The organism is Lysobacter rhizosphaerae (assembly GCF_054779795.1).
In genome coordinates this window covers 855,428-865,349 of sequence record NZ_BAAGXO010000001.1, presented here as the reverse complement: position 1 = coordinate 865,349, position 9,922 = coordinate 855,428, and the positions used below count along the sequence as shown (strand labels likewise).

The 9,922-nt window shown below is 63.3% G+C and carries 12 protein-coding genes; 5 read left to right on the top strand and 7 right to left on the bottom strand.

The genetic code is table 11. The features are described 5' to 3' along the window. Positions 1-184 precede the first annotated feature (184 nt). The 7 genes from ACYVGE_RS04055 to ACYVGE_RS04025 all read right to left on the bottom strand — a co-directional run bounded on the left by ACYVGE_RS04055 (position 185) and on the right by ACYVGE_RS04025 (position 4,673). Positions 185-478, bottom strand: coding sequence for a DUF1330 domain-containing protein (locus ACYVGE_RS04055; protein WP_460727244.1), 294 nt, complete (start codon positions 476-478; stop codon positions 185-187). An 80-nt stretch (positions 479-558) separates the two neighbouring features. Further along, positions 559-1,269 carry an SDR family NAD(P)-dependent oxidoreductase gene (locus ACYVGE_RS04050; protein WP_460727242.1) on the bottom strand — a complete coding sequence of 237 codons (711 nt, stop codon included), beginning with the start codon at positions 1,267-1,269 and terminating at the stop codon, positions 559-561. A gap of 74 nt (positions 1,270-1,343) precedes the next feature. Further along, positions 1,344-1,547 (bottom strand): hypothetical protein, encoded by a 204-nt coding sequence (locus tag ACYVGE_RS04045; protein WP_460727240.1) that lies wholly within the window; start codon positions 1,545-1,547, stop codon positions 1,344-1,346. 35 nt (positions 1,548-1,582) lie between these two features. Next, entirely contained in the window at positions 1,583-2,764 is a 1,182-nt protein-coding gene (locus ACYVGE_RS04040) for an MBL fold metallo-hydrolase (protein ID WP_460727239.1), read from the bottom strand. A gap of 364 nt (positions 2,765-3,128) precedes the next feature. Beyond that, the gene (locus ACYVGE_RS04035; protein ID WP_460727237.1) at positions 3,129-3,656 is read right to left on the bottom strand and encodes a GNAT family N-acetyltransferase; all 528 of its coding nucleotides are present in this window, start codon (positions 3,654-3,656) and stop codon (positions 3,129-3,131) included. Between the two features lie 74 nt (positions 3,657-3,730). Continuing rightward, entirely contained in the window at positions 3,731-4,057 is a 327-nt protein-coding gene (locus ACYVGE_RS04030; RefSeq protein ID WP_460727235.1) for a hypothetical protein, read from the bottom strand. Between the two features lie 124 nt (positions 4,058-4,181). Then, the gene (locus ACYVGE_RS04025) at positions 4,182-4,673 is read right to left on the bottom strand and encodes an arsinothricin resistance N-acetyltransferase ArsN1 family B (RefSeq protein ID WP_460727233.1); all 492 of its coding nucleotides are present in this window, start codon (positions 4,671-4,673) and stop codon (positions 4,182-4,184) included. Between the two features lie 87 nt (positions 4,674-4,760). Between ACYVGE_RS04025 and ACYVGE_RS04020 the strand changes: the two genes are divergently transcribed. From ACYVGE_RS04020 to ACYVGE_RS04000, 5 genes are all read left to right on the top strand, one after another. Continuing rightward, a complete protein-coding gene (locus tag ACYVGE_RS04020; RefSeq protein WP_460727231.1) occupies positions 4,761-5,099 on the top strand; it encodes an ArsR/SmtB family transcription factor in 339 nt (112 codons plus the stop codon). 46 nt (positions 5,100-5,145) lie between these two features. Beyond that, a complete protein-coding gene (locus ACYVGE_RS04015) occupies positions 5,146-5,529 on the top strand; it encodes an arsenate reductase ArsC (RefSeq protein ID WP_460727229.1) in 384 nt (127 codons plus the stop codon). After that, positions 5,529-6,233 (top strand): aquaporin, encoded by a 705-nt coding sequence (locus tag ACYVGE_RS04010; RefSeq protein WP_460727227.1) that lies wholly within the window; start codon positions 5,529-5,531, stop codon positions 6,231-6,233. Before ACYVGE_RS04015 ends, ACYVGE_RS04010 begins: the two co-directional genes overlap by 1 nt. A 234-nt stretch (positions 6,234-6,467) precedes the next feature. After that, positions 6,468-6,710 (top strand): hypothetical protein, encoded by a 243-nt coding sequence (locus ACYVGE_RS04005; protein ID WP_460727225.1) that lies wholly within the window; start codon positions 6,468-6,470, stop codon positions 6,708-6,710. Between the two features lie 419 nt (positions 6,711-7,129). Continuing rightward, complete coding sequence (locus ACYVGE_RS04000; protein ID WP_460727223.1) at positions 7,130-9,907, top strand: TonB-dependent receptor domain-containing protein; 2,778 nt, start codon at positions 7,130-7,132, stop codon at positions 9,905-9,907. The last annotated feature ends 15 nt before the right edge of the window (positions 9,908-9,922 follow it).

Here is a 9,922-nt window from a genome sequence, read left to right as displayed (position 1 = left end):
GGTTGCCACGCGCTTCACATCCGTCGGCGTCAGCGCCACTCGCCGCTCGCCGGGCGCGGTTTCCCTGACCACGCCAACCATTGTTGGCGCGGTCGTCTCTGCAATGGCCACGCTATTCATTTCCATGCTCCGAAGCGGCCGCATTGCACGCGTTGCAGCCGCTGAGCAACCACGGCAATCGTTCTCATCCGATGGCCTCGACGATACGGACATCACGTGTGGCCGCGCCTACCAGATGATGCAGCGTTGCCTGATAGTCCTGACCCTCATAGGCCGAGATGGCCGCCTGCAGGCTATCGAACTCGACCACCACGATGCGCGAAGCCAATCCCTGCTCGTACGTTCGCGCCGGCTCGCCGCCCACGACGACCCTGCCGCCGTGCGAAATGATGGCCTCGGTAGCAGGCGCGACATAGCGTTCGACCGCCACCGGATCCGAGATGACGCCCCAAGCAATGACCCAATAACCTTTGTTCACGGGAACCTCCTGTGCGGTGTGCTTACCGCCTGATGGATTGCGAAACGTCGGGCCGGGATCCGGCCCGACATGGGTGGATGTCAGTGGCCGGCGCTGGAGCCGCCGTCGACGTGGAGGATCTCGCCCGTCACGAAGCCAGCGGACTCGAGGTACAGCACGGCCTGGACGACGTCGTCGACTTCGCCGATGCGACGCACCGGAGCCAGGCCGGCGAGCGCGGCGTGCTTCTCGGGTGCATGCATCGGCGTTTTGATGATGCCGGGCGAAACGGCGTTCGCGCGGATGCCGCGCTTGGCGTACTCGATGGCCAGCGACTTCGTGGCGGCGTTGAGCCCGCCCTTGGTCAGCGAGGTCAGCACCGACGGCACGCCGTCGATCGGGTGGTCGACCAGGCTGGTCGAGATGGTGACCACATGGCCGCTGCCCTGCTTCTCCATCTCCGCGACGGCGGCCTGGGTGATGTTGAAGAAGCCGGTGAGGTTGACGCCGATCTGGGCCGCGTAGTCTTCGGCGGTGAAGGCGGTGAACGGCTTGAGCATGAAGATGCCGGCATTGTTCACCAGGGTGTCGATGCGACCGAACTTGGCCACGCCCTCGCGGACGATGCGCTCGGCCACGGCACGGTCGGCGATGTCGCCGGCAACCGTCAGGATGTCAGGATCGTTGGACGGCTTGATCGAACGCGAGTTAGCGATGACGCGGTAACCGCGATCGCGGAACGCCTTGACGAGGCCGGCGCCGATACCCTGGGATGCGCCGGTGACGATGGCGACCTTGTTTGCATTGCTCATTTGGTTTTACTCAAAGATTGTGGGGGAAAGCCGATAGGCCGCCGATACGGTCGGAGCTTGCGACAGCCACTAATCTAGGAGTGCAACAGCGGTTTGCGAATCCACGACGTCCGGCAGACATTCTTCCACCCGGCGGTGCAATCGCTGAGTGCGCATGACGTATTCAGCTTGGCGAAGGACGCACGCAGGCGCGTCATGGCGAAATCGACGAACGCCTTGGGCACCGACAGGTGCCCAAGGCGAAGCGAGTTGAACTGGAAGCGGCGCAGGCTGCGCATCGGCCAGGCCGATGCGCAGTGCTTCCTGTGGCTGGCTATTCAATGCGCAGCGTCTGCTCCATCGAGTAGCACTGATCCCAGATGTAGACATCGTAGGCAGCAAGTCTGGTCGACCATTTTGGGGTCAAGGTATTCACGCACTGGACCGCAACCCGGTCGATGTAGTTGTCGAACACCGCCCACGGATTCTTCATGTCGACCGGATCGACGCCTTCGCCGGGCTTGGTCGAGCCCAGCGCCTTCGCCGCGGCTTGTTTCAGGTCGCCATAGAACTCCGACTGGGTGTCGACGTCGGCATGCGTGCCGGCGCGTTCCACGTGCCCTGACACCAGGGTGTTCCAATCCATCTTGCGGATCTCTTCCACCTGGGCCATCGATCCGAGCACATCCTGTGCCACGGCAAATCGACGCCATGGCATCCAGCCTGGGAAAACCTCGTCGATCACCATCAGCACCTTCTGCTTAGGCGCGCTGATGAAGATGTTGCCCGGGAGATGGCCAGGCCCGTGATAGGACAGGTCCAGCTTCTTGCCGCCGACGTTCAAGGTGTACTTGTCCTTGAACGTGACGGTGGGAAGCGGGCGATCCGGGTCCGCGTCGCGCTTGAGCAACCGGAGCGTCTCCTCCTGAGCGATGATGATCGGCTTGCCGCCGAGGCCCTTCGTTCCGCCGATGTGGTCCTTGTGGGCGTGGCTGTAGATCACGTGGGTCACTGGATTCCTGGTGACCTCGGCGATCGCTTGCGGAAGGTGCGCGGCAAACGTCGGCGGCGTGTCGACCACCACGACGCCCTTGTCGTAGACGAGGAACATCGACTGATAGATGTTGTCGGTGACCATGTACAGACCGTCGCCGAGATCCTGCAGGCGATAGCCCTTGGCCGGATCCACGGCCGGACCGCGCGCCTCGGGCGGGACATCGAAATACTTTCCGATGCGAACGCCGATAGGCGCGATCTTTGGCATGTCGGCGTAGGGCGTGCTCGCCGGCGCGCCTGGCGCGTCGCGCTCCTGGGCCAGGGAGGCTCGCGGCGCAATAAGGCCCGCGCACGCGAGGATGATGGCGCCGCCAACTGTGGCCAGCGTCCGGAGCCGCGAGCTAAAAGAGATGGCTGCTCTCCGAAGGAGAGGCTGCGGCCCAGGATGATTCGGCCGCAGGCCGGCGTCGAGGCCCTGCGACGCGCCTGTAATCATGGAGACTTTGGTGGAGGTACTCATGGTGGTGACTGGACTCTTGTGGGAAGGGAATCGGCGCCGACGGTGTCGGCTTGCGACCCGGCAAATCTAGGTTTGCCCCACTGCTGTGTGAATCCGCGTCGCTCGCAAGACATTCTTCCGCTGAGCGAAACAATGTGCGCTCCTCGCGGTTCCGCGGGCGGCAACGGCCCTCACCGTAAGCATGAACACGCGTGCCGCAGCAGGATGCGGCTGTATCGTGTGGATGCTCAAAGCGCTGCCAGGTGCACACCACGGCCATGCCGCTGCGTGGGCTCTGTACCAGTCGCCGAATTAAGCCGAGCCGCGAAGCGGCTCCGGCTTGAATGAATTGTCAGGCCGCGTACCGACTACCACGACCAGTAACCTATATGGCCATTCTCATGCGAGAGACCGGAACTTGGATGCCGCCAGGCAGATCCAGGTCAAAGCGCTCCAGGACGACAAATCCCGACGCCAGATAGAGCGGCTCGCCAGGCAAAGTCGCAACCAGCTCCAGTGAGCTGAAGCGAGCCTGTTTTGACGCGGCTATGCACGCGGCCATGAGCTGGCGCCCCAAGCCGCGACGCGCCATATCGGGGTGCACGAAGAACGCGCGAATGCGGGCCGGCTCTACGGCCGGCTCAAGCAACGGGTCCGGTCCAGTCTTGGTTTGATCCCCGCCGAAAAGCGTACGCCGCTTGCTCCAGCCACCACAGGCAACGATCTGGCTGTTGTGCTCGATGACGAAGTAGGTCTGATCATCGATGAGCTGGGTGTCGACGCCGAATACATGGCGAGTGATCGCGTCAGCTTGCTCAGGCGAATAATGACCGGTGCTCAGGGCGCGACCGGAGAGCTCGATGAGCTCCCCGAGGGCAGAGATGTCAGATCGCTGGGCAGTACGGAGTTCCATCGCGAGAGCCTTAAGCAAGCGGCCCGACACCAGAATCAAGCCGACCGTGAAGCGGGTTCCGCTTGAATGAATTGTCAGGCGCTCTCTCGTGGAGAACAGGCCCGCTCAAATGCGCGGAACAATGAACTGACGCTCCATACCAAAATAGCGGATTGAACCGTCAGTAACGCAGCAGCCAGAAGATAAAGGGCAAGCGGGTTGTGCCCTGATGCCGGAAAATGTCTGGCACCGTAGGAAGTAAGAACATATAGGACGTTGAAAGCGCTTGCGACGGACATCACCGCGAGGCTTGGATGCTTGGTTTTGCGAAATGCGCCGAGTTGCAATGTAATCAGGATGATCTGGGTGATGACGCCAACGGCAATCAGGTAATTCTCTACGATGTGCATGTTGTAGGTCATCGATGTGACTCGCTTAAGCGGCCTGACTGGCGGGGATATAACACGTCAATAGGAAAAGTCTGACAAGGGCTCGACGTCAGGATCAGCGGAATGGCTGGATCAGCGCAGCAAGCGCAGCAGGCGACTAGGCGAGTAGCAGCTGCCAATACCCCACGTCGATCCAGCGGTCCTGCTTGAAGCCGACCTGCTTGAAATGCGCGACCTTTTCGAACCCCAGCCGTTCATGCAGCGCGATGCTGGCTTCGTTCGGCAGCGCGATGCCGCCGATGACGGCGTGCAATGATCGCGCGCGGAGTGCTTCGATCAACGCGGCATACAAGACCTTGCCGATGCCCAGCCCGGTTTTCGATACGTCCAGGTAGACGGTCGACTCGACGGAGTAGCGGTACGCGCATCGCCCCTTCCACCTGGAGCCATACGCATATCCCGACACTTCGCCGCCTGCCTCCGCGACAAGCCAGGGGAGGTTCGCCGCCAGCGTTTCGGTGATGCGTTCCCTCATGTCGGCAACCGACACGGGATCGGTCTCGAAGGTGATGCACGTGGTTGCGACGTAATGGTTGTAGATCGCCGCAATCGCGGCGGCGTCGTCGGGTCCGGCAGGTCGGATGTTCATGGCGTGATGTTCCCGGGTCGGCAGCACCGCCGGCAAGGGCGGATGGTTGACGTTCGGCATCATTTCCATACTATTGGAATTATGGAAATGTCATCCTCCCTCGCCTGCCTCGCCGCCCTGGGCCACGAGTCCCGGCTGCGCGCATTCCGTCGCCTTGTCGAGGCCGGTCCCGACGGCTTGCCCGTCGGCGAGCTGCGTGACCATCTGGACCTTCCGCCCGCCACGCTTTCCGCACATCTGAATGTCCTGCGCGCGGCCGACCTGGTGCTCGACCAGCGCGAAGGCCGCGTCATCCGCGTCCGCGCGAACTACGAGCGCATGGATTCCCTCATCGCCTATCTCACCGAAAACTGCTGCGCCGGTTCTGGCGCATGCGGTCCGTCGCCTTCCGCCTGCAAGCCGCGCAAGAAAGGAATGTCAAAGTGAACCGATTCCACGTCCACCTCAACGTCACCGAATCCGGGTGCTGCCGATGAAGCGCGTCCTGTTTGTTTGCGTCGAGAATTCGAACCGCAGCCAGATGGCGGAAGCGTTCGCCCGGATGCTGGGCGGCGCCGACATGGAAGCCGGAAGCGCCGGCTCGCGGCCGTCGGGGGTGGTGAATCCCAAAGCAATCCGCTTCATGGCGGAGCTGGGCTATGACCTGACCGCGCATCGTTCGAAATCCCTCGACGAAGTCCAGGGCGAGTTCGATGCGGTCGTGACGATGGGCTGCGGCGACGAATGCCCGTGGGTGCCGGCGAAGCGCCGCGAGGATTGGGCGCTGGCGGATCCCAAGCACATGGACGACGACGGGTATCGCGCCGTTCGCGATGACATAGCGGCGCGCGTGCGTGCGCTCCTGGCGGTGCTGTGATGCGGTTGTCGCGTGCACTGCTCGCCGAGGCGCTCGGCACCGCCCTGTTGCTCGCCACGGTGGTCGGCTCCGGAATCATGGGGGTGCGGTTGGCGCAGGGAAACGACGGGATTGCCCTGCTCGCGAATGCAGGCGCGACTGCCGCGATCCTTTACGTCCTGATCGTCGTCTTCGGGCCAACGTCCGGCGCGCACTTCAATCCTGCCGTGACGCTGGCCATGCGCATTCGCGGTGCGATCGACACCCGCACTGCGATCGCCTACGTCGTCGTGCAGGTCATCGCAGCCATCATCGGCGTTGCACTGGCACACGCGATGTTCGACCAGGCGTTGCTGCAACCGGGCACGCACGCACGCGAAGGTGCCTCACAGTGGTTGAGCGAAGGTGTCGCGACGTTCGGGTTGCTGCTGACCATCCTCCTGGGCGCCGCCCACCGACCGGCAGCCGTGCCTGCCCTGGTCGGCGCCTATATCTTCGCCGCGTACTGGTTCACCGGCAGCACGTCGTTCGCGAACCCGGCGGTCACCCTGGCGCGCTCCCTGACGCAATCCTTCGCGGGCATACGCCCCAGCGACGTGCCCGCCTTCATGGCCTCGCAATTCGTCGGCATGGGCTTGGCGGTAGGCATTGCGGCGATTCTTGCCCGCGATGATTCGGGGGTACAGAACTCCGGCGATGCGCCGACCATTCTGGAAAATCAGTAGCTAAAGATGAGTGTGAGGTGTCCACTTCCGGCACCGGCAAAAAACAAGGGGTCAGGCTCGCGGCCTTCGGCGCGGTAGCGACGCCAGAAATGCGCCCTGCGTTCAGCACACAACCGTGTGGATGTACAACTCGGATTGACCCGACTTCCCGAACAGCTGTCCGGCTCGGGCTATCTGGATTGAATTTCCGTGCCGCCTGAAAACAAGCTCCCACCGCCGGGGGAAATCGCATACATGCCAATCGCCGGCAAGAGGACGCTCGCTGACGAGCTGAGGAAAAATCAACCCTTCAGCCAAGCGGCTAATGACTTCAAGCAACAGCTGCAGATCTCCTGGCTCCAGCTTCCTCGTCAAGCCATCCAGGTCCCGCACAAATTGCCAGGAGACTTCAACGGCGCCAACAAGCTGCTCGGTTATTCCTTCTTCGACACGCACAATGGCCTGGCGTGTTGCATCGCTCAAGACGATGCCATCTGACGAGGAAGCGATGCTCGACTTTCCGGGCTTCTTGCCAAAGCGGAGATGGTTTCGTATGAGGGTGGCCAGTGAAATCATTCGGAGTCCCATCAGTTAGCAAGCTCTTAAGCAATCGCTCCATTGCCGGATCAACGCTAGTTGACGATTGATTTTCTGGGTCGATAAAAAAGCGAACAAATCGTTCGTGGTTTGCGAACCACAGGACGTGTTGGATGGCCGCGTGTGGGCCCTTCCCGGAACAGCCCCTGGATCTACGGTGGGCTGAGCCGGCAAAACCCGCCAAAACGCGGGTTTTTTCTTGCCCGAAGATGTGCTGCTGGCCGAGGCCAGCCCAACTGCACGTTCGCATACAGGTGAAACCCGACACGCACCGCCGGATCATGGCGAGGCAGCGCCTCCGCTGGGGCGGTGCGCTGGCCTTGACCCTACCGATCGGCGCAGCTTTCGCGCAGGCATCGTCCGGCGCCGAGCCGGTGACCCTGGGCACCGTGGAGGTGACCGGCAGCCACATCCGCCGGGTCGAGTTCGAAACCTCGCAACCGCTGCTGGTGCTCGATCGCGCCGACCTGCAACGCACCGGCCTGAGCAACGTCGGCGAGATCCTGCAGCAACTGCCGCAGCACGTGTCCGACCTCAACAGCGACTACAACGCCGACCCGACGTCAGCCAACGGCGAAACGCGGGTCGACCTTCGCAATCTGGGTGCCAACCGCACGCTGGTGCTGCTCAACGGCCATCGTTATGTCACCTCGCTCGACGGCGCGGTCGACGTGGGCAGCATTCCGTTGCCGATCGTGGACCGGATCGAAGTACTGACCGATGGCGCGTCGGCGATCTACGGCTCGGATGCCATCGCCGGCGTCGTCAACATCATCACGCGGGACAGCTACGAGGGCGTCGAGGCCAGCGCGTATTACGCCAGCAACGAGCATGGCGACGGCGAGCGCCGCACTGCCGACATCACCTGGGGGCGCGAAGGCTCGCGCGGCGGACTGTCCGTGAACCTGTCCTACGCCGACCAGCAACCGATCTGGGCCGGCGACCGCGCGATCTCCGCCGTACCGGTCTACAACCTGCCTCCGAACGATGCCTTTGCCGGGGCTTCGATCAATACGCCGGACGGCCGCATCGGTTTCGGTCCGGGAGGCAACCTGCTGCCCGATGGCGAGGAAGGGCAGCTGACCTGGGATGCCCGCCTGCCCGGCCACCGCCCGTTCGACCTGCACAGCGATGGCTACAACTTCGCGCCCGAGAACTACCTGCGCACTCCCTACGAACGCACGGCGCTGTTCGCGCAGGGGCACTACGGGGTCTCCGACAGCGTGGCCTTGCATGGAACCGTGCTGCTGCAGCGGCGGATCTCGCACCAGCAGCAGGCGCCCACGCCGATCTTCCAGTTCGGCGGCGGCGGCGATGCGAACCAGCACGACATCTCGCCGGACAATCTCTATAACCCGTTCGGCCAGCCGGTGACCTTCTTTTCCTTCCGGCCGTTGAACCAGCCCCGCCGCTTCGAGCAGGACGTACAGACACGCTACGTGTCGCTGGACATGGACGGGAGCTTGCGGATTGGATCGCGCGGTTTCGACTGGAATGTGAACTTCATCGACGCGCACACCGACAAGGACTTCTCGATCAGCGGCGGCTACGACCTGAACCGGCTGGGGCTGGGCGTCGGTCCGTCGTTCCTCGACGGCGCAGGCCAGCCCCGCTGCGGCAGTCCGGCCACTCCCATCGCGGACTGCGTGCCGCTGGATTTCCTGCACGGGAGCACTGGCTTCACCGATGCCATGTTCGATTACCTCGCCGCAAACGGGAATGTCGAAGAGGAACGTCGCCTGACCGATCTCAGCCTGAACATCACGGGCAACGTAGCTGATCTTCCTGCCGGCCCACTGGCATTGGCGGCGGGCCTGGAGTTCCGGCGTGAAGGTGGCAGCGTCGAACCCGATCCGTTGCTGAGCAACGATGCCCTCGACTTCGGCGGCAACGTGCCTGAGCCCGTCGACGGCGAGATCCGCGTCAACGAGGCCTACTTCGAACTCGACCTGCCGCTGCTGGCAGGGAAGCCCTGGGCGCGCAGCCTCGACGTCAACCTGGCGGCGCGCCTGTCGGACTATTCCACGTTCGGCAGCACCACCAACTACAAGCTGGGGCTGGCGTGGCGACCGCACGCGGACTGGCTGTTGCGCGCGACATGGTCGCAGGGCTACCGGGCACCTTCCACGAGCGAGCTGTTCGCGGTCAGCGGATCGTTCCGGCAGACCGGGCTCGAAGTGCAATTCATCGATCCGTGCGTCGGCGAGATCAGCGGTGAACTCGCGGAACGCTGCCACGCCGCGGGCGTGCCACTGGAGGGCTTCGATCCGCAGATCGGGCCGCAGACGCGCTTCGGTTCCAATCCGGACCTGCAGCCGGAACAGGCGCGCAATCGCGGCATCGGCGTGGTGTGGAGTCCCGCCGCGCTGAGCGGGCTGGACCTGACCTTGGACTGGTGGTGGATCGAGCTGAGCAACACCATCGACGACATCCCCTACTTCGATCTGCCCAGGCTGTGCTACGCGCAGGGCATCGAAAGCGCGTGCCTGCAGTTGCGGCGCGATCCGGCCACCGGCGCGCTGACCGACATCGATTCGCGCCTGTTCAATTACGGCACCTACTGGATCGAAGGCTACGATTTCTCCGTGGACTATCGCTGGAGCAGCGGCTGGGGCGACTTCCAGCTCGCCTGGAGCAGCGTCTACCTGAGCCGCTACGACAAGGAGATTCCGCGTGGCGCCCCCAGCGTGAGCACGGTGGGCAACTACTTCTTCCAGGATCCGGACTGGCGCCTGCGCTCGGTGCTGTCGCTGGACTGGAAGCGGGATTCACTGGGCGCCACGCTGCGACTGCGCTACTACTCGGCTCTCGATGAAAGCTGCGAGTTGCCCGCGGGGGCCGGCCGGCTGGACCTGTGCGATCGTCCCGACTTCGCGAGCCCCGTCTTTGGCGGATTCCCCGAGCACATCATCGATCCGCGCACCTACGCCGACCTGCAGTTGCGCTGGCAACCGGTCCACGGCATGGAGTTGAGCCTTGGCGTCAACAACGCCTTCGATCGCGATCCGCCGGTGTCCTACAACGTCTACAACTCCTACGATCCGGCCTACGACATACCGGGGCGATTCTGGTACGCGAGCTGGCGGCAACGTTTCTGACCTCGACGGTGTAAT

Excerpts from the sequence above, each read along its gene's own strand:
- ACYVGE_RS04050 (WP_460727242.1), bottom strand. The coding sequence starts at position 1,269 with ATGAGCAATGCAAACAAGGTCGCCATCGTCACCGGCGCATCCCAGGGT.
- ACYVGE_RS04045 (WP_460727240.1), bottom strand. The coding sequence starts at position 1,547 with ATGCGCAGCCTGCGCCGCTTCCAGTTCAACTCGCTTCGCCTTGGGCAC.
- ACYVGE_RS04040 (WP_460727239.1), bottom strand. The coding sequence starts at position 2,764 with ATGAGTACCTCCACCAAAGTCTCCATGATTACAGGCGCGTCGCAGGGC.
- ACYVGE_RS04035 (WP_460727237.1), bottom strand. The coding sequence starts at position 3,656 with ATGGAACTCCGTACTGCCCAGCGATCTGACATCTCTGCCCTCGGGGAG.
- ACYVGE_RS04030 (WP_460727235.1), bottom strand. The coding sequence starts at position 4,057 with ATGACCTACAACATGCACATCGTAGAGAATTACCTGATTGCCGTTGGC.
- ACYVGE_RS04025 (WP_460727233.1), bottom strand. The coding sequence starts at position 4,673 with ATGAACATCCGACCTGCCGGACCCGACGACGCCGCCGCGATTGCGGCG.
- ACYVGE_RS04020 (WP_460727231.1), top strand. The coding sequence starts at position 4,761 with ATGTCATCCTCCCTCGCCTGCCTCGCCGCCCTGGGCCACGAGTCCCGG.
- ACYVGE_RS04015 (WP_460727229.1), top strand. The coding sequence starts at position 5,146 with ATGAAGCGCGTCCTGTTTGTTTGCGTCGAGAATTCGAACCGCAGCCAG.
- ACYVGE_RS04010 (WP_460727227.1), top strand. The coding sequence starts at position 5,529 with ATGCGGTTGTCGCGTGCACTGCTCGCCGAGGCGCTCGGCACCGCCCTG.
- ACYVGE_RS04005 (WP_460727225.1), top strand. The coding sequence starts at position 6,468 with ATGCCAATCGCCGGCAAGAGGACGCTCGCTGACGAGCTGAGGAAAAAT.